The sequence below is a fragment of the Microbacterium sp. AISO3 genome (genome assembly GCF_002204305.1).
Lineage (GTDB): Bacteria > Actinomycetota > Actinomycetes > Actinomycetales > Microbacteriaceae > Microbacterium > Microbacterium arborescens.
Genome location: NZ_NHRF01000002.1, coordinates 15674 through 40558, shown reverse-complemented (window position 1 = coordinate 40558; position 24885 = coordinate 15674). Strand labels below are relative to the sequence as shown.

24 protein-coding genes and 2 tRNA genes are annotated in these 24885 nt (G+C 69.5%); 7 read left to right on the top strand and 19 right to left on the bottom strand.

Annotation, left to right across the window (positions count from 1 at the left end; genetic code table 11):
• Position 1: 1 nt before the first annotated feature.
• Positions 2-1450, bottom strand: a complete 1449-nt coding sequence (gene leuC / locus CBF90_RS02970) for a 3-isopropylmalate dehydratase large subunit (protein WP_023951022.1) — start codon at positions 1448-1450, stop codon at positions 2-4.
• 152 nt (positions 1451-1602) lie between these two features.
• On the bottom strand, positions 1603-2676 hold the full coding sequence (locus CBF90_RS02965) for a TerC family protein (protein ID WP_023951024.1): 1074 nt from the start codon (positions 2674-2676) through the stop codon (positions 1603-1605).
• Positions 2677-2792: 116 nt separating this feature from the next.
• Between CBF90_RS02965 and CBF90_RS02960 the strand changes: the two genes are divergently transcribed.
• Both CBF90_RS02960 and CBF90_RS02955 read left to right on the top strand, forming a co-directional pair.
• Positions 2793-3353 carry an RNA polymerase sigma factor gene (locus CBF90_RS02960; protein ID WP_023951025.1) on the top strand — a complete coding sequence of 187 codons (561 nt, stop codon included), beginning with the start codon at positions 2793-2795 and terminating at the stop codon, positions 3351-3353.
• Positions 3350-4462 carry a DUF4349 domain-containing protein gene (locus tag CBF90_RS02955; protein ID WP_023951026.1) on the top strand — a complete coding sequence of 371 codons (1113 nt, stop codon included), beginning with the start codon at positions 3350-3352 and terminating at the stop codon, positions 4460-4462. The genes CBF90_RS02960 and CBF90_RS02955 overlap by 4 nt, the downstream gene beginning before the upstream one ends.
• A 66-nt stretch (positions 4463-4528) precedes the next feature.
• Here CBF90_RS02955 and CBF90_RS02950 read toward each other — a convergent pair.
• A tRNA-Glu gene (locus CBF90_RS02950) sits at positions 4529-4604 on the bottom strand.
• 121 nt (positions 4605-4725) lie between these two features.
• Between CBF90_RS02950 and CBF90_RS02945 the strand changes: the two genes are divergently transcribed.
• Positions 4726-5364: an MBL fold metallo-hydrolase gene (locus CBF90_RS02945; protein WP_064956650.1), complete on the top strand. Its 639-nt coding sequence runs from the start codon at positions 4726-4728 to the stop codon at positions 5362-5364.
• A gap of 62 nt (positions 5365-5426) precedes the next feature.
• Here CBF90_RS02945 and CBF90_RS02940 read toward each other — a convergent pair whose 3' ends face one another.
• From CBF90_RS02940 to CBF90_RS02920, 5 genes are all read right to left on the bottom strand, one after another.
• Positions 5427-5696: an HPr family phosphocarrier protein gene (locus tag CBF90_RS02940; protein WP_023951028.1), complete on the bottom strand. Its 270-nt coding sequence runs from the start codon at positions 5694-5696 to the stop codon at positions 5427-5429.
• 12 nt (positions 5697-5708) lie between these two features.
• On the bottom strand, positions 5709-7781 hold the full coding sequence (locus CBF90_RS02935; protein ID WP_088379905.1) for a fructose-specific PTS transporter subunit EIIC: 2073 nt from the start codon (positions 7779-7781) through the stop codon (positions 5709-5711).
• 37 nt (positions 7782-7818) lie between these two features.
• The gene (locus tag CBF90_RS02930) at positions 7819-8769 is read right to left on the bottom strand and encodes a 1-phosphofructokinase family hexose kinase (protein ID WP_023951031.1); all 951 of its coding nucleotides are present in this window, start codon (positions 8767-8769) and stop codon (positions 7819-7821) included.
• Entirely contained in the window at positions 8766-9542 is a 777-nt protein-coding gene (locus CBF90_RS02925) for a DeoR/GlpR family DNA-binding transcription regulator (protein WP_023951033.1), read from the bottom strand. The genes CBF90_RS02930 and CBF90_RS02925 overlap by 4 nt, the downstream gene beginning before the upstream one ends.
• A 144-nt stretch (positions 9543-9686) precedes the next feature.
• Positions 9687-10460, bottom strand: a complete 774-nt coding sequence (locus CBF90_RS02920; RefSeq protein ID WP_023951035.1) for a hypothetical protein — start codon at positions 10458-10460, stop codon at positions 9687-9689.
• Positions 10461-10586: 126 nt separating this feature from the next.
• Here CBF90_RS02920 and CBF90_RS02915 point away from each other — a divergent pair, with 126 nt between their 5' ends.
• From CBF90_RS02915 to CBF90_RS02905, 3 genes are all read left to right on the top strand, one after another.
• Entirely contained in the window at positions 10587-12599 is a 2013-nt protein-coding gene (locus CBF90_RS02915; protein WP_088379904.1) for a DUF262 domain-containing protein, read from the top strand.
• A 211-nt stretch (positions 12600-12810) separates the two neighbouring features.
• Entirely contained in the window at positions 12811-14292 is a 1482-nt protein-coding gene (locus tag CBF90_RS02910; protein ID WP_023951039.1) for an SDR family NAD(P)-dependent oxidoreductase, read from the top strand.
• Entirely contained in the window at positions 14286-14498 is a 213-nt protein-coding gene (locus CBF90_RS02905) for a hypothetical protein (RefSeq protein ID WP_023951041.1), read from the top strand. Before CBF90_RS02910 ends, CBF90_RS02905 begins: the two co-directional genes overlap by 7 nt.
• 86 nt (positions 14499-14584) lie before the next feature.
• Here CBF90_RS02905 and CBF90_RS02900 read toward each other — a convergent pair whose 3' ends face one another.
• From CBF90_RS02900 to CBF90_RS02875, 6 genes are all read right to left on the bottom strand, one after another.
• Positions 14585-15637 (bottom strand): 2,3-butanediol dehydrogenase, encoded by a 1053-nt coding sequence (locus CBF90_RS02900; RefSeq protein WP_088379903.1) that lies wholly within the window; start codon positions 15635-15637, stop codon positions 14585-14587.
• 25 nt (positions 15638-15662) lie between these two features.
• Positions 15663-16211 (bottom strand): TetR/AcrR family transcriptional regulator, encoded by a 549-nt coding sequence (locus CBF90_RS02895; protein ID WP_071918193.1) that lies wholly within the window; start codon positions 16209-16211, stop codon positions 15663-15665.
• Positions 16212-16234: 23 nt separating this feature from the next.
• Positions 16235-16492, bottom strand: coding sequence for a hypothetical protein (locus tag CBF90_RS02890; RefSeq protein ID WP_064956657.1), 258 nt, complete (start codon positions 16490-16492; stop codon positions 16235-16237).
• A 95-nt stretch (positions 16493-16587) separates the two neighbouring features.
• A tRNA-Gln gene (locus CBF90_RS02885) sits at positions 16588-16659 on the bottom strand.
• Positions 16660-16742: 83 nt separating this feature from the next.
• A complete protein-coding gene (gene gltX / locus CBF90_RS02880) occupies positions 16743-18257 on the bottom strand; it encodes a glutamate--tRNA ligase (RefSeq protein ID WP_023951049.1) in 1515 nt (504 codons plus the stop codon).
• Positions 18258-18267: 10 nt separating this feature from the next.
• Positions 18268-19224 carry a LysR family transcriptional regulator gene (locus CBF90_RS02875; protein WP_023951051.1) on the bottom strand — a complete coding sequence of 319 codons (957 nt, stop codon included), beginning with the start codon at positions 19222-19224 and terminating at the stop codon, positions 18268-18270.
• Between the two features lie 80 nt (positions 19225-19304).
• Here CBF90_RS02875 and CBF90_RS02870 point away from each other — a divergent pair, with 80 nt between their 5' ends.
• Positions 19305-20354: an aminotransferase class V-fold PLP-dependent enzyme gene (locus tag CBF90_RS02870; protein ID WP_306460394.1), complete on the top strand. Its 1050-nt coding sequence runs from the start codon at positions 19305-19307 to the stop codon at positions 20352-20354.
• Between the two features lie 29 nt (positions 20355-20383).
• Here CBF90_RS02870 and CBF90_RS18380 read toward each other — a convergent pair whose 3' ends face one another.
• The 5 genes from CBF90_RS18380 to CBF90_RS02850 form a co-directional block, all read right to left on the bottom strand.
• The gene (locus CBF90_RS18380; protein WP_172407780.1) at positions 20384-20560 is read right to left on the bottom strand and encodes a hypothetical protein; all 177 of its coding nucleotides are present in this window, start codon (positions 20558-20560) and stop codon (positions 20384-20386) included.
• Between the two features lie 61 nt (positions 20561-20621).
• Positions 20622-21911 (bottom strand): MFS transporter, encoded by a 1290-nt coding sequence (locus tag CBF90_RS02865; RefSeq protein ID WP_088379902.1) that lies wholly within the window; start codon positions 21909-21911, stop codon positions 20622-20624.
• Positions 21904-22668, bottom strand: coding sequence for a fumarylacetoacetate hydrolase family protein (locus CBF90_RS02860; RefSeq protein WP_023951055.1), 765 nt, complete (start codon positions 22666-22668; stop codon positions 21904-21906). Before CBF90_RS02860 ends, CBF90_RS02865 begins: the two co-directional genes overlap by 8 nt.
• 1 nt (position 22669) lies before the next feature.
• Positions 22670-23776, bottom strand: coding sequence for a branched-chain amino acid aminotransferase (locus CBF90_RS02855; protein WP_023951057.1), 1107 nt, complete (start codon positions 23774-23776; stop codon positions 22670-22672).
• 41 nt (positions 23777-23817) lie between these two features.
• The gene (locus CBF90_RS02850; RefSeq protein WP_088379901.1) at positions 23818-24870 is read right to left on the bottom strand and encodes a 3-isopropylmalate dehydrogenase; all 1053 of its coding nucleotides are present in this window, start codon (positions 24868-24870) and stop codon (positions 23818-23820) included.
• Between the last annotated feature and the right edge of the window lie 15 nt (positions 24871-24885).

Below are 24885 nucleotides of genomic sequence, written 5' to 3'. Positions count from 1 at the left end.
GTCAGGCCTCGACCTTCTCGCGTGCGGGCAGATCGCTCGGTGACGCGAGGCGCCCGAGCACGGCGGTGGCGGCGGCGACGAGCGGCGAGACCAGGTGCGTACGGCCGCCCTTGCCCTGGCGTCCCTCGAAGTTGCGGTTGCTGGTCGACGCGCATCGCTCACCGGGAGCGAGCTGATCGGGGTTCATCCCCAGGCACATCGAGCAGCCGGCGAAGCGCCACTCGGCGCCGAACTCGGTGAAGACGCGGTCCAGGCCCTCGGCCTCCGCCTCGAGCCGCACGCGGGCCGAGCCCGGAACGACCATGACGCGGACGCCGTCCGCCTTCGTGCGTCCCTCGATGATCGACGCGAACGCGCGGAGGTCCTCGATGCGGCTGTTCGTGCACGAGCCCATGAACACGGCGTCGACCGGGATCTCCTTGAGCGGCGTGCCCGGCTGCAGGTCCATGTACTCGAGCGCACGCTCGGCCGCGGCCTTCTCGTTCGGATCGCTGAAGTCGTCGGGCGAGGGAACCGTCGCACTGAGCGACACACCCTGGCCGGGGTTGGTGCCCCATGTGACGAACGGCTCGAGCTCGCCCGCGTCGATGAAGATCTCGGCGTCGTAGACGGCGCCCTCGTCGCTGGGGAGCGTGCGCCAGTAGGCGACGGCGTCTTCCCAGTCCTGCCCGGTCGGCGCGTGCGGACGGCCCTTGACGTACTCGAAGGTGATCTCGTCGGGGGCCACCATGCCGGCGCGGGCGCCGGCCTCGATCGACATGTTGCACATGGTCATGCGCCCCTCCATCGAGAGGGAGCGGATGGCGCTGCCGCGGTACTCGAGCACGTAGCCCTGACCGCCGTTGGTGCCGATCTTGGCGATCACGGCGAGGATGATGTCCTTCGCCGTCACACCTTCCTTCAGCTCGCCCTCGACGGTGATCGCCATCGTCTTGAAGGGCTTCAGCGGCAGCGTCTGGGTCGCCATGACGTGCTCGACCTCGCTCGTGCCGATCCCGAACGCCATCGCGCCGAACGCGCCGTGCGTCGAGGTGTGGCTGTCACCGCACACGACCGTGATGCCGGGCATCGTGAGGCCCAGCTGGGGCCCGACGACGTGGACGATCCCCTGCTCAGCGTCGCCGAGGGAGTGGAGGCGGACGCCGAACTCCTCGGCGTTGCGCCGCAGCGTCTCGATCTGCGTCCGGCTCGTCAGGTCTGCGATCGGCTTGTCGATGTCGAGCGTCGGGGTGTTGTGGTCCTCGGTCGCGATCGTGAGGTCGAGGCGCCGCAGCGGGCGGCCTTCGGCGCGCAGACCGTCGAAGGCCTGCGGACTGGTGACCTCGTGGACGAGGTGCAGGTCGATGTAGATGAGGTCGGGCTGCCCGTCTTCACCCTTGACGACGAGGTGGTCGTCCCAGACCTTCTCGGCCAGGGTGCGCGGGCGCTCGGGAGGGGTGGGAATGCTCATGGGGTTTCGTTCTCCTTGCGAACCGGGATCAAGCCCACGACGGACTCCGCGGCGAGGAGGGGCTCAGAACGAGACCTCGCCGCGGCCGCTAAGGAGAAGGCGAGCGATCCGCATGCGGTCAGAATACCACCGGGCGCGGCGGGGGCGTCCGGTCACGAGCGCTCGTCGTCGCGCACGGACGGCTGCTCGACCGTCGGAGGCGTGCCCTGCTCGTCGGCGACCGCGGCAGCAGCCTGAGTCGGGTCGGCAGCGTCGCGGTCGTGACGCGCGGCGATCAGGCTCGCGACGGTCGCGACGAGCATCGCGCCGACGATGACCCCGAGGGAGACCCACGTCGAGATCTCGGGCGCCCAGGCGATACCGTCGCCGCCGTTGATGAACGCGAGCTCGTTCTCGTGCATAGCGTGGAGGATCAGCTTCACGCCGATGAACGCGAGGATGAATGCGATGCCGTAATGCAGGTACTTGAGCCGGTCGAGCAGGTCGCCCAGCAGGAAGTAGAGCTGCCGCAGGCCCATCAGGGCGAAGATGTTGGCGGTGAACACCAGGAACGGATCCTGCGTGATGCCGAAGATCGCCGGGATCGAGTCGAGGGCGAACAGCAGATCGGTGACGCCGATCGCGACGAAGACGATGATCATCGGGGTGAACATCCGCTTGCCGTCCACGACGGTCCGCACCTTGGGGCCGTCGTACTCGTCGGAGATGTCGACGGTTCGACGGATGATGCGGACGAGGAAGTTCTCCTTCTTCACGTCGTCGTCGTGGTCGCCCTCGGGAAGCGCCTGCTTGATCGCCGTGTAGATGAGGAAGGCCCCGAAGATGTAGAACACCCAGCTGAACTGCTCGATGATCGCCGCCCCCGCGAGGATGAAGAGACCTCGAAGCACCAGCGCGATGATGATGCCCACCATCAGCACCTTCTGCTGATATCGCCGAGGAACCGAGAACTGGCTCATGATCAGGACGAACACGAACAGGTTGTCGATCGACAGGCTGTACTCCGTCAGCCATCCCGCGACGAACTGGCCGGCATGCTCGACGTCGGCGACGGCCCACAGGATGCCGGCGAACACGAGCGCCAGCGACACGTAGAACAGCACCCACAGCGTCGATTCCTTCGGGGACGGGATGTGGGGTCGCTTGACGATGATGAGCAGGTCGGCGACGAGCACGAGCACCAGGACGACGAGCGCGACGATCTGGAACGGCACGGGGAGGTCCATGCGAGCCTTTCGGGGAGGAAGCCTCCCGAGACTACACCCCGGCTCCCCCGCGGCCCGGGTGTGAGACGGTTCGCGACGACGCGACACTGATGGGGTGAGGGAAGGAACTCGGACGCATGGTCGACACGATCGCACGCGGTGATGCCGAACTCGTCGAAGCGGCGGCATCCGGAAGCGAACACGCCTTCCGCACGCTCTACCGGGCTTACGTCCGGCCGGTGTACTGGCTCGCGCACGGCCTTCTCGGCGATTCCGCCGAGGCCGAGGACGTGGCCCAGGAGACGTTTCTCGTCGCCTGGCGCAAGCTCCCGGACCTTCAGCTGGCAGGCGAGTCGCTTCTGCCGTGGCTGATCACGATCTGCCGATTCCAGAGCGCGAACCGCATCCGAAGACGCCAACGCGAACGCCGGCACACGACCGAGGCGGACACCGCCGACGTCGCCGACACCGTCGATGTCGAGCGACAGGTCGTGGAAAGCGACCTGGTCGAGCGCATTCTCGCCGCCGTCGGCTCCCTGAGCCCGCTCGACCAGGACATCTTCCGACTCTGCGCCGCGGAGGGGTTCGCGTACCAAGCGGCAGCCGATCGCCTCGGCGTCAGCCATGGGACCGTCCGGAACCGGCTTTCCCGCATCCGCACTTTCGTCCGCTCGAGCGTTGAACCGGAGCAGTCATGAACGATCTACCCACCCTCGACGACCGCCGCATCGACGCGATCGAGGAGGCGTTGTTCGCGGACATCGCCCGCGAACGGGCGGAGGCACGGGCCCGCGACGACCTTTCCGTGTCGCAGCGACGGCGTCGGCGCCGCACCTGGTGGGGCGCGACAGGAGCGGCCGCAGCCGTCATCGTCGTCGCCGCGGCCATCGCTCCGCAGCTGACCAGCAGCAGCGGCGGCGCGTCATCGGTCTCCCCCGCCGGCGAACCGGGCTGGACGATCGGCTCGCTCGAGGACGGTGGCGTCTCGTCGGACGGCGGCAGCTCTGAGGCTGCTCCTGAGCCTTTCGTCCTCGACGACTCCGGCGCCGCGATCTCCGGGAGCCGCGCCGAGACCGGTGCCGCGGTAAACGGGCGCGAGGTCGTCGCGACGGCATCGGCCTCGGTGGTCGTCAGCGATCCCCGCGCCGCAGCGGAGTCGATCGCCGATGCAGCGGTCGCAGCCGGCGGGTACGTCGAATCGATGAGTCTCGGTGACGGCGCTCCGGCGCCCCTCGACGGGGTGGCGACGTGGCCCCGCCCCTCGGGAACGGCATGGGTGAGCGTGCGCGTCCCCGCGACGGGTCTGGAGGATGCGATCGCGGGCCTCTCGGACGTCGGGGAGGTCGAGAGCTCCCAGGTCTCGCGCGACGACGTGACGACTCAGACCACAGACCTGCGTGCGCGGGTAGCCGCCGGTCAGGCCTCGGTCGAGCGGCTGACGGAGCTCATGGGGCAAGCGGGCTCGGTCGCGGATCTCATCGCGGCCGAGTCCGCGCTCGCTGAGCGACAGGCCGACCTCGACTCGCTGCAGCAGCAGCTCACCGCGCTCGAGTCGCAGGTCGCCCTGTCGTCGCTCACGGTTCAGCTGCAGGTTCCGGCCGAGAAGGTGGACGCCGATCCCGCGGGCTTCGGCGACGGACTCGCGACGGGATGGAACGGGCTCATCGCCACGTTCAACGGGATCGTCGTGGGGCTCGGATTCCTGCTCCCCTGGCTCGCCGTGATCGGGCTCACGGCTGCGCTGATCTGGCTCGTCGTCTCGACGACTCGTCGGCGTCGGGCGCGTCGGGAATCGCCCGAGTCCTGAACGCGCAGCGGGGAGATCCCGGGCGGGAATGCGAAACGCCCATCCGAGAGGATGGGCGTTTCGCGGTGGTGACCCCAGCGGGATTCGAACCCGCGTTACCGCCGTGAGAGGGCGGCGTACTAGGCCGCTATACGATGGGGCCGTACTTTTCTGTCTTCCCCGGGGCTCCGGAGGCAACCGTTAAAGTATGCCACGGCCTCGCGCATCCGGCAAAATCGAGGCCCCCATTGCCGTCTCGGGCGTGTCGGGCGTTGACTGAGGACATGCATGTCACCAAGCACGAACACGCCTGCCTGCGCCTCGAGCGCGAGGGCAAGACCCTGATCATCGATCCCGGCACGTTCACCTCACCTCTCGAGGATCTGCACGACGTCGTGGCTGTCGTCGTCACCCACGAGCATCCCGATCACTGGACGTCCCAGCACCTCTCGTCGATCCTCGAGCAGTTCCCGAACATCCCCGTGTACGGCCCCGAGGGTGTCGTGCGGGCGGCCGCGGGGTTCGACATCCGCGAGGTCTCCCCCGGTGACAAGCTGGAGGCGGGCCCGTTCAGCCTCGAGTTCTTCGGCGGACGCCACGCGGTGATCCACGAGTCGATCCCCGTGATCGACAACGTCGGCGTCCTCGTCGACGACGAGTTCTACTACCCCGGCGACTCCTACGCCGTGCCCGAGGGAGCGCATGTGAAGCTCCTCGCGGCGCCCGTCGGCGCCCCCTGGCTGAAGATCGGCGACGCGATGGACTTCGTGCTCGAGATCAAGCCGCAACGGGTCTTCGCGACCCACGACATGACGCTGTCTGCGGCGGGCCTGTCGATGGGCCGCGAGCGGCTCTCGTGGGCGGCCCAGCAGAATGGCGGCGACTTCGTGGCGCTGGACCCGGGCGACTCCACCGACATCTGACCCCCGGAAACGACGGATGCCGTGGACCCGAAGGTCCACGGCATCCGTGCTTCGCGGGCGGATCAGGCCGCGTCGTGGTCGATCTCGAGGAAGGCGACGAGCTCGTCGAGCGCCTTCTCGGCACCCTCACCCTCGGCCTTGAGCGTCACGACCGAGCCCTGCGAGGCGCCCAGGCCCATGATGCTCAGGATGCTGCCGGCGTTCAGGTCGGGGCCGCCCTCGACGGCGATCGTGACGGGGACGCCCTTCGACTGCACCTCCTGCACGAAGAGCTTCGCGGGGCGGGCGTGCAGTCCGGAGCTGCTCGCGATGGTGGCGGTGCGTTCTGCCATGGTGGTGTCTCCTCAGACTGTCGCGGTCGCCGCGGCCGGGGCCGGGGCGGTGGAGCTCTTGCGGACGTACTTCTTGAGCACGACGAGCAACAGCGCAGAAACGACGGTACCTGTCAGAAGCGCGACGAAGAAACCCCACACCGGCGAGATGGCGAACAGCACGAACACGCCGCCGTGCGGAGCGAAGCTCTGGACCCCGAACCACATGCTCAGCGCACCGGTGATCGCCCCGCCGACGAGGGATGCCGGGATGACGCGCAGCGGGTCCGCCGCCGCGAACGGGATCGCACCCTCACTGATGAACGATGCGCCCAGCAGCCATGCCGCCTTGCCGTTCTCGCGCTCGACCGGCGTGAAGAGCGGACGGGCGAGCACCGTCGACGCGAGCGCAAGAGCCAGCGGCGGCACCATTCCCGCCGTCATGACCGCAGCCATGATGAGGTACGGGGCTGTGTTCTCCGTCGACGCGGCCGCGAGGCCGGTGGTGGCGAAGACGTAGGCGACCTTGTTGATCGGACCGCCGAGGTCGAAGCACATCATGAGGCCCAGGATCACGCCGACGACGATGAGGCCCGCACCGCTCTGGGTGAGGTTCGTGAGTCCGTCGGTCAGGAGCGCCATGAGCGCGGCGATGGGGCGGCCCAGGAACAGGATCATGAGACCCGAGGCGACGATCGAACCGAGCAGCGGGATGATGACGACGGGCATCAGACCGCGCAGCCAGCGCGGGGCGGGGAGGCGTCCGAGCCACCAGGCCACGAAGCCGGCGAGGAAACCTCCGATGATGCCGCCGATGAAGCCGGCGCTCATCGTGACGGCGATCGCACCGGCGACGAATCCGGGAGCGATGCCCGGGCGGTCCGCGATCGCGTAGGCGATGTAGCCCGCGAGGGCGGCCACCAGGAAGCCCATGGATGTCGAGCCGATCATGAACGCCACCGACCCGAGGTACTGGCCGAGCGGGCCGAACGGCGACGTGATGTCGGTGGTCGGCAGGTTCCACAGCGCGTTGTCGATGATGACCTTCGACGCATTCGCCGTGACCTCGTAGCCGCCGAGGGCGAAACCGAGGGCGATCAGGAGACCGCCGCCGGCGACGAAGGGGATCATGTAGCTGACGCCCGTGAGCAGGATGCGCTGGATCTTCGCACCCCACGACAGGTTCTGCGACGCGGTTCCCGCACCGGAACCGGCATCCGCTGCGGCACCGCTGACGCGGGCGGCGTTCGGGTTGGACGCGGCGGCGACGGCTTCGCGGATCATCTGCGCGGGCTGCTCGATGCCGCGCCTGACGCCCGAGCGGATGACCGGCTTGCCGGCGAACCGCGACATCTCGCGGACGTCGACGTCGGTGGCGAAGATCACGGCGTCGGCGTTGTCGATGACGGATGCCGGCAGCGCCTGGTATCCGCTCGAGCCCTGGGGTTCGACGACGAGGTCGACCCCCGCTTCCTTACCCGCGGCCGTCAGGGCGTCGGCGGCCATGAAGGTGTGGGCGATGCCCGTCGCGCACGAGGTCACGGCGACGATGCGCGCGGGCCGACCGTCGATCGTCAGGTCGCCGGAGGCTGCTGCAGCCGGGGCAGCGGAGGTGGCCGGCGGCGCGGCGGTTGCGGAAGCCGGAGCGGCCTCACCCTCGCCGATCGCCGCGCGAACCGTACGCACGACGTCGTCGGCAGTCGCCGCCGCGCGGAGGTCGCTCGTGAACGTGTCCTGCATCAGGCTGCGGGCGAGACGCGAGAGCACGGCGAGGTGCTCCTCGGCGGCGTTCTCGGGCGCGGCGATGAGGAAGACGAGGTCGGCCGGTCCGTCGGGCGCCCCGAAGGCCACGCCCGGCTTCAGCCGTGCGAAGGCGAGGGAGGCCTGCGTCACCGCAGCGCTCTTCGCGTGCGGGATCGCGATGCCACCGGGAAGCCCGGTCTCGTCCTTCTCCTCGCGAGCGATCGCGTCATTCGCGAGGGCGTCGGCGTCGGTGGCGCGGCCCTGCGCTGCGACGAGGCGAGCGAGAGCGCGGATGACGTCCTTCTTGTCGGTCCCGAGGGGCGCGTCGAGGCTGACGAGCTCCGGGGTGATGGTGTCGGACACGGTGTCCTCCTGGTTCGAGTGTTGCGGGTCGTTCGGATCAGTGATGGAGCTCGCGGACGGGGACGTCCGCGGTGGGGAGATCGGTCGGAGTCGGGGCTTGTGTGCCGTCGAGCGCCGCGGCCGCCGAACCGTAACGGATGGCGGAGACGAGGGATGCAGCGGGGTCCGCGCCGCGCGAGTCGGCGAGCAGGAAGCCCGCGAGCGAGCTGTCACCTGCGCCGACCGTGCTGCGAACGCGGGTGGGAGGCGGAGTGGCCGCCCACGCGCCTCGGTCGGAGACGAAGACGGCACCGTCGCCACCGAGAGTCACGAGCGCGGCCCCCACCGTCGCGGGGACGAGCCCGCGAGCGGCGAGGTGTACCGCCTCGGCGAGGGTGTCGGCTGCGGGCAGCGCTGCGCCGAGAAGATCGGCGAGCTCTTCATCGTTCGGCTTGATGAGGTCGGGACGTCCATCCGCGACGACCGCGCGCAGTGCGGCGCCCGACGTGTCGACGGCGATCCGCGGCGCCTCATGGCCCAGCCGCTCGCGAACCGCGCGGATGACGCGGACGTAGGCGTCATCCGGCAGGCCGGGCGCGAGCGAGCCGGCGAGCACGAGCCATCGGGCGCCGCGCGCGCACTCGGCGACGACGTCGATGACGTCGTCGAGGTCGTCCGCGCTCAGAGCCACACCGGGGAGATTGATCTTCGTCGTCTCGCCGGTGGGGTCGGTGACCGCGATGTTCGCGCGGGTTCGGCCGCGCACCGCGACCGTACGCACGTCGACATCCCCCTCCGCCAGCACTGCAGCGAACGGGTCGGCGGGGTCCAGGGGCAGCACGGCCAGACTGTCGGCCCCCGACGCGCGCAGAACGCGCGCGACGTTGATGCCCTTGCCTCCGGCATCCTCGCGGACAGCGGACGCCGTCTGAACCTCGCCGACACGCAGCGGAGCGTCGATCGAGATGGTCCGGTCAAGCGACGGGTGCACCGTCAGGGTCACGATCATGCGATCCATACCTCCACGTCGGCCTCGCGCAAGGCGCGGGCGAGGTCTTCGTCCGGCTCCCGGTCGGTCACGACGACGTCGAGGTCCGAGAGGTCGGCGAACGACACGAGCAATTCGGAGTCGAACTTGTCGGCGTCGACGAGCAGAATGACCCGCCGGGCGCCGGCGACGACGGCGCGCTTGACCGCGGCCTCATCCGGGTCGGGCGTCGTCAGCCCCGCGTCGCGGGCGATGCCGTTCGTGCCGAGGAAGGCCACGTCGGGGCGCAGCCGTGAGATGGCCGCCACGGTGTCGGATCCGACGGCGGCCGCGGTCAGTCCTCGGACGCGCCCGCCGATGGCGGTCAGCCCGATGCCGCTCGCGCCGGCGAGCGAGTGAGCGATCGTCATCGAATGCGTGACGACCTCGAGGCCGCTGGGCGCGCTGCGGGCGATCAGCGCCTCGGCGAAGGCGGCGGTCGTCGTGCCCGCATCGACATAGACCGATCCGGCCCCGCCCGGAAGGGCAGCCAACGCACGACGGGCGATGCGCTCCTTGGCCGCCGAGTGACGCTGGGAGCGTTCCGCGACGGAGGGCTCGGCCGTGCTCACGCGTTCTGCCGAGACGGCGCCTCCGTGGACTCGGCGCAGGACGCCGGTCTCCTCGAGGACGGCGAGGTCGCGGCGCACTGTCTCGGTCGTGACGTCGAACCGCGACGCGAGGTCGACCACGGCGACGCGGCCGTGGGCGGCGAGCATTCGTTCGATGAGCTGCTGGCGCTCCATTGCGTACACGACATCCTCCTTCGGATGCCCACACGATACAACGCGATCAAACGCAAAGCAACAGAATGCAACACCGACTTCGGTCCCGAGGCCGGAAACGACGGAGGGAGGCGCCGGCCGCGGCCGACACCTCCCTCCGGGGCGATCCGAGGCTCAGGCCTCGCTCATCGCGATGACCTCCTGCTGGCCACGCGCTGCGAGCGCGGCCGCACGAGCTGCAATTCGGCGCTCCTGCTCGATCTGACCGGCGTCGAGGGTCTCCTGGTCGACCGGGTAGCTCTCCACCTTGTTCACGCCGTTGTACTTGGCGATGTAGGCGTCGAGCTCGGGGCCCGACTCCCACGACGTGATGAGGCAGTAGCGCGGCTCGTCGCCGTAATGGGCGGCCGCGTGCCACAGGCGCTGGGTGTCGACGATGAGCTGCGCACCGGCGGGCAGCGCGATACGCGTCTCCTCGCTGGGGTCGGTGCGGTTCTCGCGGAGCACGAAGTAGCTCGTCTTGTCGTCCGTCAGGTTGAAGAAGCCTCGGACGACCCAGCCCGTGCCGTCGGGGTTGAGGCGGTTGTTGTCGTCCTGGTGCAGGTTGTAGAGGCAGTCGGCGTACGTGTTCGGCTGCAGCTCGATGATGCGGCAGCGGCCGACGTTCGCGCCGGGCTCCTGCGCACGCGCGGTCAGCGTCGGCGCGATCGCGGTCTGCGAGTCGATCCACACGCCGTCCTTGTCGGTACGCGGCGGCTTGTGGTTCCAGAAACCGTTGCACTCGATCTCGCCCTTGGCCGAGGCGAGCGGGGCGAAACGGGTGTCACCCGAGGACTTCCAGTCGACGTACTCGACATCGAGCCATTCCTTCGGATCGATCTCCTTGTTGTAGCGGTCGAGGACGACGTAACCGGTCTCCTCGAGGGCAGCGGACTTGATGTAACCCATGACGGATCATGACCTTTCTGTCGGACAAGCGAAGTTTTTACAGGCCCGACTTAGGTCAGCCTACCTAGGGCTCCTGAACGCGCCGGTAGACTCGTCCGGGGTTTTCGAGGAGCGATTTCGGAGAACATGAGCACTGCCACGAATGTCGAAGCGACCGCCGTCAACACGATCGGCTGGCTCTCGGCATCCGACACCACCATCGTCGTCCCGGTGTACCAACGGCAGTACCGCTGGGACATCGGCGGCTGCGAGCAGCTGCTCGGCGACATCCGGTCGGTGTCCGCGTCCGACGACACGCACACCCACTTCATCGGATCGATCCTCTCCACCGCGAGCACCTCGTCCGACGACGACGCACAACTCGTGCTCATCGACGGGCAGCAGCGCATCACCACCCTGATGCTGCTCGTCGCGGCCCTACACCACACGTTGCGCGACGACGATCCGGAGCTCGCGCGCGAGCTGGAGGCGGTCCTCGTCCGGGCCGACGACCCTACGCGCACGAAGCTGCGTCCGCACCGGGCCTGGGCCGACGTCTTCGAGAGCGTCGTCCTCGATCGGCGCACCCCCGAGGACGAGCTCCGCGTCTCGCGCTTCGAGGACAATTACGCGTTCTTCCGCAGTCAGATCCGGCCCGGCGAGGCGGCGGCGCTGTGGCGCGGCCTGCAGAAGCTCGAGCACGTGGCGATCACCCTGGGGCCGCAGGCCAACGCGCAGCAGATCTTCGAGAGCCTCAACTCCACCGGCGAGCCGCTGCGCGACCACGAACTCATCCACAACTACGTGCTGATGGGACTCACGCACGGCGAGCAGAACGAGATCGAGCAGGAGTACTGGCTCGCGATCGAGCAGAACACCGGCGATGCCATCGGATCGTTCTGGAACCACTACCTCGTCATGCTCACGGGGCGCGAGGTGCTCATCACCGGTGGACGCGGCGTCTACGACGTCTTCCGGCAGCAGTTCCCCCGACTCGACATCGACAGCCTGCGGGAGCACGCGACGAGCTGGCGGACATTCTCGGAGATCTATCGCGAGTTGCTCGACCCGGCCACGAGCGACGACCCCGAGGTCGGCCGGCAGCTCGGCTTCCTCGCGGTGCTCGGACGTCAGATGTTCCCGCTCGCGATGCGACTCGTGCATGACCAGCGCGCCGGCATCCTGCCCCGCGAGGAGCTCATCGCGCGTCTGGAGGACATCCAGTCGCTCCTGCTGCGCCGCGTCGTCGTCGGCATCGCGACCGAGCGGCTCGTCGCACGCCTCTGCCGCGCGTACGCCGAAGGCCCCGACGCGCTGACCCGCGCGATCGCGCGCATCACCCCCTCGGACGAGCGGGTGCGCGTCGGTCTCAAGTACAGCGACCTCCCCCATCCGCGTTATGTCCTGGGCCGTCTCGCCGACGTCGACCCCGCCGACCTCCTCGACGTCTCGCCGGTCTTCCCTGCCGGCGCCGGCGACGACTGGTCGGGAGACGGCACGCGACGCTTCGCCGATTACAGCGAGGACGAGCAGAACAGCCACCGTGCCCTGGCGCACACGATCGGCAACCTCACGCTGCTCGAGCAGAACCGCGCGGAGCGCGCGCTCGACGCGACCTTCCCGCAGCTGCGTCCGCTCCTCGCGGGCAGCGCGGTGACGATGTCGCGAGAGATCGCAGAGATCGCCAGCTGGGACACCGCGGCGATCAGCGCCCGCACCGAGACGCTGGCCGCGCGATTCGTCGACCTGTGGCGGCGGCCGTCCCTGACGGGCATCGATGACGACAACCTCACGCCGATCCTGGATGCGAAGTTGCGCCGCGGCTGGCCCCGCGGCTGGCAGCGGGAGTTCGACTACGTCGAGTTCCGCGGCGAGCACTGGGAAGTCCCCGACGTCCGCTACCTGTTCAACCGGGTCTTCAAGCGCCTCTGGGTCGACTCCCGCCAGAGCGTCGTCGATTTCAGCGCGCGCCGTGGCGGCCCCGTGTACCCGGCGATGGCGTGGAACGGCCAGTGGGACGAGCTCGGTGAGGGCAGCTACCTCTACATGGGCTGGGACTCCCGTTACATGCTCACGGCGGTCCAGGGCGTTCTCGAAGAGGCCGGCTGGGCGTCGGAGGTCTTCCTGAAGTACTCCTACATCGGCGAGGCGATGCGCTGATCGCCTAGCAGAGTCGAGAGCATGGCGTCAACGACCCCGCGATCCGGTTCTCGACCGCGTAGCTTCGCTGTTGTACGTGAGCGGCTCGGTAGAGACGGTGTTCGGGTCACTTTCTCCCAGGGCTCACTGACGGCCCCGCCGTGAGATCTCATCTCCGGCGGGGCCGTCCCCTTCTCCGGGGTCGCCCAGGTGTCGTGACGTAGAATTCCGTGTGCTTCCCGACACGATCTCCCCCTCTTCCCTCGCGCCCAGCGGCATCGATCCGGCCGACCTCGCCGCGACGCTCCGCGTTCTGGACCAGCTCGCCGACATCGACCACGCCCACCCGGACTACGTCACGGTGCGACGCGCGACGGCGGCGATGTTCAAGGCTGCGAAGAAGGTTCGGCGCCGCGAGATCCGGGATGCCGTCGCCTCCGCCGACCGCGCCGTGGTGCACGCCACCGCGACCGGCGCCCCCGACCGCATCGACGACGAGACCCGCGGCATCCCGATCTCGTCGTCGACGACCGCTCCGATCGCCGGCACCCTCATCAAGGCGCGCGCCTGCTACATCTGCAAGCAGCCCTACACGATCGTGGATGCCTTCTACCACCAGCTGTGCCCCGACTGCGCGGCGCTGAGCCACGCCAAGCGCGACGCCCGCACCGATCTGACGGGTCGCCGGGCTCTGCTCACCGGCGGGCGGGCCAAGATCGGGATGTACATCGCCCTGCGGCTGCTGCGCGACGGCGCACACACCACCATCACCACGCGCTTCCCTCGCGATGCGGTGCGCCGGTTCACGAGCCTTCCCGACTCCGCGGAATGGATCGACCGGCTCAAGGTCGTCGGCATCGACCTGCGCGATCCCGCTCAGGTCGTCGGGCTCGCGGATGACGTCGCCGCGGCCGGTCCGCTCGACATCCTGATCAACAACGCGACGCAGACGGTGCGGCGCTCCCCCGGCGCCTACCAGCCCCTCGTCGACGCCGAGCTCTCACCGCTGCCGGACGGACCGCTGCCCGAGCTGGTCACCTTCGGCCACACCAACGACATGCACCCGCAAGCGCTCGAGCGCTCGGTGAACGCGCACCCGATCCTCGCCGCCGCGGCCTCGCGCGCCGACGAACTCACCGAGCAGGCGATGGCCGCGGGCTCGAGCTCGCTCGAACGACTCGCTGCCGGGACGGCGATCGACGCCGGCGGGCTCATTCCCGATCTCGACAGCGTCAACTCGTGGACGCAGCGCGTCGGCGACGTCGACCCGCTCGAGATGCTCGAGGTGCAGCTCGCCAACACCACGGCCCCCTTCCTCCTGGTCTCGAAGCTGCGCGCCTCGCTGGCTGCGAGCCCGGCTCGCCGCACCTACGTCGTCAACGTCAGCGCCATGGAGGGCGTGTTCAACCGCGGTTACAAGGGGCCCGGCCACCCGCACACGAACATGGCCAAGGCCGCCGTCAACATGCTCACGCGCACGAGCGCCCGCGAGATGTTCGAGACCGACGGCATCCTGATGACGAGCGTCGACACCGGATGGATCACCGACGAACGTCCCCACCCGACCAAGGTGCGTCTCGCCGAGGAAGGCTTCCACGCCCCGCTCGACCTCGTCGACGGCGCGGCACGCGTCTACGACCCGATCGTCCGCGGCGAGGCCGGCGAGGATCTGTTCGGAGTCTTCCTCAAGGACTACTCCCCCGGCGCATGGTGAGGCTCCCTGCCCCCGGCAACCGCGTGGTCGTCCGCTACCTGCTACCGACGGGACAGGCCACGGATGCGCTCGGCGAGCTGCTGAGCGCGGACGACGAGCTGGTCGTGGTCGACGGCAAGCGCGGTGTGGAGCGCATCCGCCGCTCGGACATCATCGCGGCGAAGCCCGTGCCTCCGCCGCCCGCGCCGCGGCCACGCCGCGCCTGACGCTCGCTCCTGCGGCGCGCGAACGCAAGAGCCCGCGAGCCGATGACTCGGACTCGCGGGCTCTCGGTTGCGGGAGTCGTCCGCACTCAGGCGTCCGCGCGCACCAGGATCTTCGCCCCGGCCCCACCGCGGAGCTTCTCGATGGCGCCGACCACACCGTCGATCGGGACCTCCTCGACCCATCCCGTCGTGTCGTAGACGCCGCGCGACATCGCGTCGATGACGGCGTCGAAGTCGGCCGGAAGGTACGCCAGCGCACCGGCGATCTCGGTCTCGGCCATGACCAGTTGCGTCGGCGAGAACTCCATCGCGCGCTCGTGGATCGCCACGACGACGAGGCGCCCGCCGGGCACGAGGCTCGCGAGTCCCGACGTGATAGCCGGTCCGGCGCCGGCGGCATCGAACGCGACGTCGGCACCTCGTCCGCCCGTGAGCTCGGCCACAGCGGCGGCGAGGTCGCCCGACACGGGGTCGACGACCGTCGCACCGAGCGCGGCGATCGTCTCACGCCGCGATGCGCTGGGCTCCGACACGAGGACCCTCTCGACGCCGTGCGCCTTGAGAGCGAACCAGACGCCGATGCCGATGGGGCCGGCGCCCGCGACGATCGCGGTCTGTCCCGCTTTCACGAAGGAGCGCTCGACCGCGTGCCACGCGACGGCCATGGGCTCGACGAGGGCGCCCATGCGCAGGTCGACGTTCTCGGGGAGCTTGTGCAGCATCGAGGCCGGAACCGTCGTGTACTCCGCCATCCCGCCGCCGTGCGAGCTGAGTCCGTGGAAGCCGATGTTCTGGCAGGCGTTGAACATGCCCTTCTCGCACGCGGGGCACTCGCCGCAGTAGTAGACGGGCCAGACTGCGGCACGATCGCCGACCGAGACCCCCTCGACCCCGTCGCCGACCTCGACGACGGTTCCCGCGAACTCGTGGCCGAGGATCTGCGGAAGCTGCGCACCGGTCACCGGGTGCGGCTCGTCGAGCGTGAGGCCCGCGGCTTCCGGAGCGTAATAGACGTGCAGATCCGACCCGCAGATGCCCGCGAAAGCGTTCTTCAGCTTCACCTGGCCTGCGCTCACCGTGGGTTCGTCGACGTTCTCCACACGGAGGTCTTCCTTCGCGTGGAACACTGCTGCCTTCATCGTGATCTCCTCTCGTTCGGCTGCATCACCGCAGCCACCATTCCGGTGAGGCGGCGAGGATCGCCCTCGTCGCCCACGCCACGTCGTCCGCGCCCGAGCGCAACCAGACTTCGATCGCCGCCACCGTCCCGCCGGCCGCGTATGCGACGGCGATCTCTCGCGTCGACTGGTCGGCGATCGCGGGCGGCTCGATCTCGGGATGCCGCTCCAGCCATTCCTCCAGCCCCCGGGCGATGACGCGCTCGAGCACGTCACGGATGGGCGCGGCGAGAGACGGATGCAGCGCACCGCGGTACACGTCGGCTCGCGCTCTGACGTGTGCGAGCAGGCGATCCTCGGCGATGGTCAGCGAGTCGAGCTCGCCGACATCGGCCAGCACATCGGCGAGCTCGACTCTCAGCGCGTCGGCGACGAGCGACACGGGCGCGTCGGCATGCCGGTAGAACGTGTCGCGCGTCACGCCGGCCGCGCGGCAGATCTCCGAGACCGACAGATCCGTGAGGGGACGGACAGCAGCCAGATCGAGGGCCGCCCGGCGCAGTGCCTCTCGGCTGCGCAGCGACCGCGGGTCCATGACCCCAGCCTATCCGACACCTGTCAGACAGTGGGCGGCTCGCTGCCTGATTCCGCCTCACCCGCAGCGCCCATGCCGGAGTCCTCCGCCTCCGCCGCGATCGGGACCGCGAGGGGAATCGAGATCGACGCGATACCGCCCCCGCCGAGCAGGTCGCCCGCAGGGTCGGCGGGCGGCGGCTCGTCGGGCAGCAGCTCGGCGTTCGACTTGCGGCGCGCGGGCTCGGAGGGCAGCCCCGCCCACTCGCTCGGTTCCTCGGGTCGCTGCATGAAGAGTCCCATGTGCCCATTCTCGCTCGATGGGCACGGCTCGGCCGCTCTCACGGCGAACGCAGATCAAACGGAAAAGCCCCGCCGAAGCGGGGCTTTTCTCGAAGCTGGGGTACCTGGACTCGAACCAAGAACAACTGAACCAGAATCAGCCGTGTTGCCAATTACACCATACCCCATGGTCGGTTTGACCTCAGTCGCACCGAGGATCAACTATACCCGACGGATGCGGTGAGGCCTAACCGAGCGCCGCCCGGGCGCGTCAGCCGACGCGCTGGACGAGCGCGTCGAGCCGGCGGATGGTCTCGGCCTTACCGAGCAGCTCCATCGACTCGAACAGCGGGGGCGACACGCGACGTCCGCTGAGGGCGACGCGCAGCGGGCCGTAGGCGACACGCGGCTTGAGCCCGAGCCCCTCGATGAGCGCGGGCGCGAGGGCATCCTGCACCGCGGCGGCGGTGAAGCCCTGCTCGGGGACGAGCTCGAGGGCGCCGACCGACGCGACGAGCACCTCCCCCGCGTTCGCCGGCAGCCCCGAGAGGGCATCGTCGTCGTACGCGACCTCGGAGCGGAACAGGAAGCCGAGCAGACCCGGTGCGTCACCGAGCAGCTGCATGCGCTCCTGGACGAGGGGCGCCGCGGCCTCGAGGATCTCGCGCTGTGCCGCCGTGGGAGGGTTCTCGATCAGGCCGGCGCCGGAGAGGTAGGGCACGAGGCGCTCGGCGAAGTCGTCGGGCGCGAGCATCCGCACGTGGTCGCCGTTGATCGACTCGGCCTTCTTCTGGTCGAAGCGCGCCGGGTTCGGGTTCACGTCGGCGATGTCGAACGCGGCGATCAGCTCGTCGCGCGTGAAGACGTCGCGGTCGGGCGCGATCGACCAGCCGAGGAGCGACAGGTAGTTCAGCAGCCCCTCGTGGATGAAGCCCTTCTCGCGCTGCAGGAAGAGATCGGCCTTCGGGTCGCGCTTCGACAGCTTCTTGTTGCCGGTCTCGCCGAGGACGAGGGGCATGTGACCGAACCGCGGGACGAAGTCGGTGACGCCCGCCTCGATGAGCGCTGCGTACAGCGCGAGCTGACGCGCCGTCGACGGCATGAGGTCCTCGCCGCGCAGGACGTGCGTGATTCCCATGAGCGCGTCGTCGACGGGGTTCACGAACGTGTAGAGCGGGACGCCGCCGGCGCGAACGATGACGAAGTCGGGGAACGATCCCGCGGGGAAGGTCACCTCGCCGCGGATGAGGTCGACGAAGGTGAGGTCGTGGTCAGGCACGCGCAGGCGCCACGCGGGCTCGCGGCCCTCGGCGCGGAAGGCGGCCTTCTGCTCGTCGGTGAGGTCACGGTCGAAGTTGTCGTAGCCGAGCTGCTTCGCGCGGCCGTTCGCCTCGTTGCGGGCATCGATCTCCTCGGCGGTCGAGTACGACTCGTAGACGACCCCGGCGGCGATGAGCTTGTCGAGCACCTCGCGGTAGATCTCGTGGCGCTGCGACTGGCGGTACGGCGCGTGAGGGCCGCCCTTCTCGACGCCCTCGTCCCAGTCGATCTCGAGCCACCGCAGCGCTTCGAGCAGCTGCTGGTAGCTCTCCTCGCTGTCGCGCGCGGCGTCGGTGTCTTCGATGCGGAAGACCATCTTGCCGCCGTTGTGGCGCGCGTAGGCCCAGTTGAACAGGGCCGTGCGGATGAGGCCGACGTGCGGCAGACCGGTCGGCGACGGGCAGAACCGCACGCGGACATCGGTTCCGGTGGCGGTCGTGGTGGCGGGGTGAGGTGCGGTGGACATCCCCTCCAGCTTAGTTCTCGTGAGAGTCGCCGCCGGTGAGCTCGGCGACGACGGCCCGCAGGTGCCCCAGGACCGATGCCACCGCGGGAACCCGGCCCGCACCGCCCGCAGACACCGCGTGTATGGCGCGGCGTTCGCTCGCGGGAAGCGGTCGCGTCACCACACCGGGGAGGAGGGGGAACGACGCGACCGCGAGTCCGGGAAGCGTCGCGACGCCGATCCCCTGTGCCACGAGCTGCTCGACCGCGACGAAATTGTCGGTCTCGAAACGGATCTCGGGGTCGAACCCGGCTCGGCCGCACACCTCGAGCAGATGGCCGCGGCAGCGGGGGCATCCGGCGATCCAGGCCTCGAGCGCAAGAGGGGCGATCTCCATCGCACCCACGCCGTGGGCGGCGGGGTGGCCAGCAGGCAGAACCGCCAGCAGGTCGTCGTACCCGATGACCTCTGCGTCGAGTCCCCGAGCGTTCTCGCCATGCGGGTCGCTCCGATCGCCCGGGTAGCCGAAGGTCAACGCGATGTCGGCTCGATCCGCGCGAACATCGGCGATCGCCTCGGGCGGCTCCGCCTCGACGTACGTCAGGGTCAGCCCTGGTTCCGCGTGAGCCAGCCGATCCATGAGGCGCGGCAGCACCGTCGGCGAGGCGGAAGGGAAGCCGACCATGCGCACCGTGCCCGACCGCAATCCGGCGAGCTCGGCCAGTTCGCCCGAGGCCGCCTCGATGACCGTCGCGACCGCCGCGGCATGCCGGGCGATCACGCGACCGGCTTCGGTGAGCCGCATCCGCCGCCCGACCCGCTCGACGACCGGCACGCCGAGACGCTGTTCGAGTCGCTTGATCTGCTGGCTCACGGCCGGCTGGCTGTAGCCCAGAGCCGACGCCGCCGCAGTGATCGACCCGCCGTCGGCGATGGCTCGCACGACGCGCAACTCGGTGACGTCGAGACGATAGTCCGGGGTGTCCATGCAAAAAGATAACTAGCTGTGATGGTTTGCATGCAAATCCTGCCGTAGACCAATAGATCGCGATCGCCCAGCCTGGATGCATGGAGAAGATGACCCTCGCACCCGAAGCGCTCCACGCCGCGTTCACCGGGTCGCGCGGATATCTCGCCGCGTGCAGCACGGGTCTGCCGACCACCGCGACACGGGCGGCGGTCATCGCCGACCTCGACGCCCGACCCGACCTGGTTCACTACGCTGACGTGGCCGAGCGCTGCCGCGCACATTTCGCCCGATTGATGTCGACGGTGCCCGACCGCGTGGCCATCGGGTCGCAGACGTCGGTCCTGGTCGGACTGATCGCGGCTTCCCTCCCCGATGGTGCGACCGTGCTGTGCCCCGAGGGCGAGTTCTCCTCACTCGTTCTCCCGTTCGCCCACGCCGGGCGCGGCATCCGGGTTCGCGCCGTCGCGCTCGCCGACCTCGCCGGCGCCATCACTCCCGACGTCGACCTCGTCGCATTCTCGATCGTGCAATCGGCCACGGGAGAGGTCGCCGACGCGGCGGCGATCGTCGCGGCCGCGCGGCGGCACAACACCCGCACGCTCTGCGACGCGACACAGGCGGCCGGTTGGCTCCCCCTCGACGCCGAGCAGTTCGACGCCCTCGTCTGTCACACGTACAAGTGGCTGTGCGCGCCCCGCGGCGTCGCCTTCCTCGCGCTCTCCGACGGTTTCGCAGCGACGCTCATGCCCCTCCACGCCGGGTGGTACGCCGGCGAAGACCCCTGGGCTGCGTGCTACGGGACCGACGCGACCCTCGCCCGCTCCGCCCGACGCTTCGACGTGTCACCCGCCTGGCAGGCGATGGTGGGCGCGGAACCGGCCCTGGCGATGTTCGCGGATGCCGACCCTGCGGCCCTGCACGCACGGGTCACCGGTCTCGCCGCGGCGTTCCGCACGCGACTCGGACTGCCCGAGCCGCTGCACGCGAGCCCCATCGTCACGTGGCCCGACCCCGCCGGCGCGGATCTCACACGGCTCACAAGCGCCGGCGTGGCGGCATCCGGCCGTCGCGGCAATGCGCGCGTCGCCTTCCACGTCTTCAACGACGAGGCCGACGTCGAACTGGCTGCGAACGCTCTCCTCGCCTGATCAGCCGAGGAGAGCGATGGGCGGCCTCGTCAGGCGGTCAGCACCCATGCGGTGGTGCCGATGGCGTCGGCGATGTGGGGATCGCCCGCGAAGTCGATGCCGTCGGTGAAGAAGCTGATGATCACCAGCGCGAACATCAGCGCGATGGAGAGGAAGAGGATCGCGCTCGAGGCGAGGGCGATGATCAACTGTGCGCGGTGACTCATGACTCCACGGTGCCAGCCTTCCGCCCCGGAGCAAAATGCTTGCCGCAGGGCGGCCGGGCGGCTAGAGCTCGACCGGGCCGGTGGCGGCGTCAGCCGAGTGCGTCGATCGGGCCGCGCGAACGCCACCGATCACGACGACCGCGACGACAGCGAGAGCGCACGCAGCCAACCCCGCGAAGCCGATCAGGCCCAGCACTCCCCCGGCGACGGCAGCCCCCGCGGCGCCGACGACGTTCATGATCGCGTCGCTGCGTCCCTGACGCGTCGTTCGCCGCTCCGGCGACGACGCCTCGGTGAGCAGCGCCGATCCCGCCACAGTGGCGCCGCTCCAGCCGAGGCCGAGCAGGATCAGCGAGAGGGTGACGGCCAACGTCGAGTCGGCTCCCATCGCGGCGACGACGAGCGAGGCGGCGAGCAGAGCCTGACCGATCAGGATCGTCGCCACACGCCCGAGGCGGTCGGCGAGGATGCCGAAGACGGGTGACAGCGCGTACATGCCGGCGATGTGCAGGCTGATGGTGAGCCCGACGACTGTCAGCTCCGCGCCGTGGTGGACCAGATGCAGGGGCGTCATCGCCATGACCGACACCATGACCCCGTGCGATCCGGCGATGGCGAGCAAGGCGTAACGGGCGGCACCGGGCCGGTCGGCGTGCGTCCGACGCGTCGCTGACGCCTGGGGTGCGCCGGCGCTCGACGTACGCGCGAGCAGCAGCGGGTCGGGCCGCAGAGCGACGAGATACAGGGCGATGGCCAGCAGCTGCGCGACCGCCGTGAAGAGGTACGGCCCGGTCAAAGGAGGCATCCCCACCGCGTCGCCGATCGCCTCGCCGGCACCGATCAGGTTCGGCCCCAGCACAGCGCCGATGGTGGTCGCCCACACGACGATCGAGAGGTCACGCCCGCGCGTGCGGTCGGTCGCGAGATCGGTGGCAGCGAACCGGGATTGCAGATTGGCGGCCTGACCGGCGCCGATCATCGCGAAGGCGATGAGCAGCACGGGGAACAGCCCCGACGCGGTGCCGACGACGACGAGGACCACCCCGACGAGAGCCAGCAGCATGCCGAGGGCCAGTGCCGGTCGGCGACCCGCCCGCGACGCGAGCGAGGCCAGCGGCATCGCGAGCAGCGCGGCGCCGAGGGTCACCGCCGCGGTCGGAAGACCCGCGAGCGCGTCGTCACCCGTCAGCCGTTCGGTGATGACCGCGCCCAGCGAGATGGTCGAGCCGAAACCGATGCCGCCGAGCACCTGACCGAGCGAGAGCACGACCAGCGCACGCCGACGGACCGCGTCGCGCGCGCCGACCGCGGCGGCCGCGGTCGGAACCGGGAGAATCTCCCTGTCAGGCATCCCGGACGATGTTGCGCAGGATGCCGAGACCGTCGATCTCGACCTCGACCACATCACCCGCGACGAGGGGGCCGACGCCCGCGGGCGTCCCCGTCAGGATGACGTCGCCCGGGAGCAACGTGAACGCTGCGGACGCGTAGGCGATGAGATCGGCGATGCCGTGGACCATGTCGGTCAGCGGAGCACGCTGCTTCTCGTCGCCGTTGACTCGCGCCACCAGCTGCGCCTGCGCCGGGTCGAACTCGGTCTCGATGGCCGGTCCGAGCGGGCAGAACGTGTCGAAGCCCTTCGCGCGGGTCCATTGCCCGTCGCTGCGCTGCAGGTCGCGCGCGGTGACGTCGTTGGCGATCGAGTAACCGAACACGTGGCTCAGCGCGTCGGCGGCTGAGACGTTGCGGGTGACCTTGCCGATGACGACGGCCAGCTCTCCCTCGAAATCGACCTGCTGCGACTGCGTCGGCCGGACGATGGCGTCGCCGGGACCGATCACCGAGGTGTTCGGCTTGAAGAACAGCAGCGGCTCGGCGGGGACCTCGTTGCCGAACTCGGCGGCGTGCTCGCGGTAGTTGCGGCCGACGGCGATGATCTTCGATCGCGGGATGACCGGAGCGAGCAGCACGGCGTCGCTGAGCGCCACGCGCTCGCCCGTCGTGTCATAGCCCGCGTACATCGGGTCGCCCGCGAGCGTCACCAGATCAGTGCCGTCGAGGATGCCGTAGCGGATGGCCTCGTTGTGCGAGAAACGTACGATCTTCATCTCAGGCGTCCAGCCGCACGAGCCAGCCGTGCTTGTCTTCGCGACGTCCGTACTGGATGTCGGTGAGCTCCTCGCGCAGCGACAGGGCGAGCTCGCCGACCGGCTGCTCGTCGAAGAAGTCGCGGCCCTTGAGAACGCCGATGGGGGTCACGACGGCAGCTGTACCGCAGGCGAAGACCTCGACGATGTCTCCGGATGCCACGCCCTGGCGCCATTCGTCCAGCGAGACGGCACGGCCCTCGACCTTGTGCCCGCGGTCGCGCGCGAGCTGCAGGATCGAGTCGCGGGTGATCCCCTCGAGGATCGAGTCGGACTGCGGCGTGACGATCGTGCCGTCCTTGTAGACGAACACGACGTTCATGCCGCCGAGCTCCTCGACGTTGCGGTCCTGGTCGAGGAAGACGACCTGGTCGCACTCGTTCTCGTACGCCTCGGCCTGCGGGAGCAGGCTCGACGCGTAGTTGCCGCCGGTCTTAGCAGCACCCGTGCCGCCCTTGCCTGCGCGGGCGTAGTCCTCGCTGAGCCAGATCGACACGGGCTTCACGCCGCCGGTGAAGTACGCGCCCGCCGGGCTCGCGATGAGGTAATACGCGACCTTGTTCGCGGGGCGCACGCCGAGGAACGCCTCCTTGGCGAACATGAACGGACGCAGGTAGAGCGACTGATCGGCACCCGAGGGGACCCAGTCGCCGTCGACGGCGATGAGCTCGCGGAGCGACTGGATGAACCATTCGACCGGCAGCTCGGGCAGTGCGAGGCGGCGCGCAGAGCGCTGCAGCCGTCGGCCGTTCTGATCGGGTCGGAAGGTGTGCACCGACCCGTCCGCGTGACGATAGGCCTTGATGCCCTCGAAGATCTCCTGGCCGTAGTGCAGCACCGCCGCAGCCGGATCGAGGGTGATCGGCCCGTAGGGCTGGACGCGCGGGCGGTGCCAGCCGCCGCGCACCGACCAGCAGATGTCGACCATGTGGTCGGTGAAATGGGTGCCGAACCCGGGGTTCGCGAGAATCTCGTCGCGTCGGGCGGCCGGGGCCGCAGCGAGGTTTCGGGTAACGGTGAACTCGAGGGGTTCGAGTCCGGCGTCGGGATCGTTTTCGAGGAGGGTCATCTGTCTTCCAAGCGGATGTCGGGCGGCGGGCGGATTCCAGGCTACGCCTGGAGGCGAGCCGCGATCGCGTCGCCGATCTGCGTCGTGGTGCGTGGCTCCGAGCTGCGGTCGGCGATGTCGGCCTCGACGGCGTGGGTGACGCGTCGGGCGGCTTCCGTGAGCCCGAGATGATCGAGCAGCAGCGAGACGGAGAGGATCGCGGCCGTGGGGTCGGCCTTCTGCTGGCCCGCGATGTCGGGCGCCGATCCGTGGACGGGCTCGAACATCGAGGGGAACGCGCCGTCGGGGTTGATGTTCCCCGAAGCGGCGAGGCCGATGCCTCCGGTGACGGCGCCGGCCAAGTCGGTCAGGATGTCGCCGAAGAGGTTGTCGGTGACGATCACGTCGAAGCGGCCCGGGTTCGTGACCAGGAAGATCGTCGCCGCGTCGACGTGGAGATAGTCTACGGCGACGTCGGGGTGCTCGGCGGCCACCTCGTCCACGATGCGCTTCCAGATCCCGCCCGCGTGCACGAGCACGTTCGTCTTGTGCACGAGCGTCAGCTTCTGCCGCCGGCGCTCGGCCAGATCGAACGCATAGCGCACGACACGCTCCACACCGAAGGCGGTGTTGACCGAGGTCTCATTCGCGACCTCGTGCGGGGTGCCGCGGCGGATGCTGCCGCCGTTGCCGACGTACGGCCCCTCCGTGCCCTCGCGCACCACGACGAAGTCGATCTCGCCGGGGTCGGCGAGCGGGCCGGGAACGCTCGGGTACAGCTTCGACGGCCGGAGGTTGACGTAGTGGTCGAGCTCGAAGCGAAGCTTCAGCAGGAGCCCGCGCTCGATGTTGGCGTCACGCAGCCGCGGATCGCCCGGCACTCCCCCGACGGCGCCGAGCAGGATCGCGTCATGGTCCGCGATCGCCCGCAGGTCTTCGTCGGTGAGGGTGTCGCCGGTCTCGAGGTACCGGGCCGCGCCGAGCGAGAAGCGCGTCTTGTCGATGACGACATCGGTTCCCGCTACCGCCGCGTCGAGCACCTTCTCGGCCTCGGCGACGACCTCGGGGCCGATTCCGTCGCCCGGAATCACGGCAAGTTTCACGACGCGCGACATCGCTCTCCTCGTTCT

Coding starts and splice junctions, on each gene's coding strand:
- leuC (WP_023951022.1), bottom strand. CDS start 1,450: ATGAGCATTCCCACCCCTCCCGAGCGCCCGCGCACCCTGGCCGAGAAG.
- CBF90_RS02965 (WP_023951024.1), bottom strand. CDS start 2,676: ATGGACCTCCCCGTGCCGTTCCAGATCGTCGCGCTCGTCGTCCTGGTG.
- CBF90_RS02960 (WP_023951025.1), top strand. CDS start 2,793: ATGGTCGACACGATCGCACGCGGTGATGCCGAACTCGTCGAAGCGGCG.
- CBF90_RS02955 (WP_023951026.1), top strand. CDS start 3,350: ATGAACGATCTACCCACCCTCGACGACCGCCGCATCGACGCGATCGAG.
- CBF90_RS02945 (WP_064956650.1), top strand. CDS start 4,726: ATGCATGTCACCAAGCACGAACACGCCTGCCTGCGCCTCGAGCGCGAG.
- CBF90_RS02940 (WP_023951028.1), bottom strand. CDS start 5,696: ATGGCAGAACGCACCGCCACCATCGCGAGCAGCTCCGGACTGCACGCC.
- CBF90_RS02930 (WP_023951031.1), bottom strand. CDS start 8,769: ATGATCGTGACCCTGACGGTGCACCCGTCGCTTGACCGGACCATCTCG.
- CBF90_RS02920 (WP_023951035.1), bottom strand. CDS start 10,460: ATGGGTTACATCAAGTCCGCTGCCCTCGAGGAGACCGGTTACGTCGTC.
- CBF90_RS02915 (WP_088379904.1), top strand. CDS start 10,587: ATGAGCACTGCCACGAATGTCGAAGCGACCGCCGTCAACACGATCGGC.
- CBF90_RS02905 (WP_023951041.1), top strand. CDS start 14,286: ATGGTGAGGCTCCCTGCCCCCGGCAACCGCGTGGTCGTCCGCTACCTG.
- CBF90_RS02900 (WP_088379903.1), bottom strand. CDS start 15,637: ATGAAGGCAGCAGTGTTCCACGCGAAGGAAGACCTCCGTGTGGAGAAC.
- CBF90_RS02895 (WP_071918193.1), bottom strand. CDS start 16,211: ATGGACCCGCGGTCGCTGCGCAGCCGAGAGGCACTGCGCCGGGCGGCC.
- CBF90_RS02890 (WP_064956657.1), bottom strand. CDS start 16,492: ATGGGACTCTTCATGCAGCGACCCGAGGAACCGAGCGAGTGGGCGGGG.
- gltX (WP_023951049.1), bottom strand. CDS start 18,257: ATGTCCACCGCACCTCACCCCGCCACCACGACCGCCACCGGAACCGAT.
- CBF90_RS02875 (WP_023951051.1), bottom strand. CDS start 19,224: ATGGACACCCCGGACTATCGTCTCGACGTCACCGAGTTGCGCGTCGTG.
- CBF90_RS02870 (WP_306460394.1), top strand. CDS start 19,305: ATGGAGAAGATGACCCTCGCACCCGAAGCGCTCCACGCCGCGTTCACC.
- CBF90_RS18380 (WP_172407780.1), bottom strand. CDS start 20,560: ATGAGTCACCGCGCACAGTTGATCATCGCCCTCGCCTCGAGCGCGATC.
- CBF90_RS02865 (WP_088379902.1), bottom strand. CDS start 21,911: ATGCCTGACAGGGAGATTCTCCCGGTTCCGACCGCGGCCGCCGCGGTC.
- CBF90_RS02860 (WP_023951055.1), bottom strand. CDS start 22,668: ATGAAGATCGTACGTTTCTCGCACAACGAGGCCATCCGCTACGGCATC.
- CBF90_RS02855 (WP_023951057.1), bottom strand. CDS start 23,776: ATGACCCTCCTCGAAAACGATCCCGACGCCGGACTCGAACCCCTCGAG.
- CBF90_RS02850 (WP_088379901.1), bottom strand. CDS start 24,870: ATGTCGCGCGTCGTGAAACTTGCCGTGATTCCGGGCGACGGAATCGGC.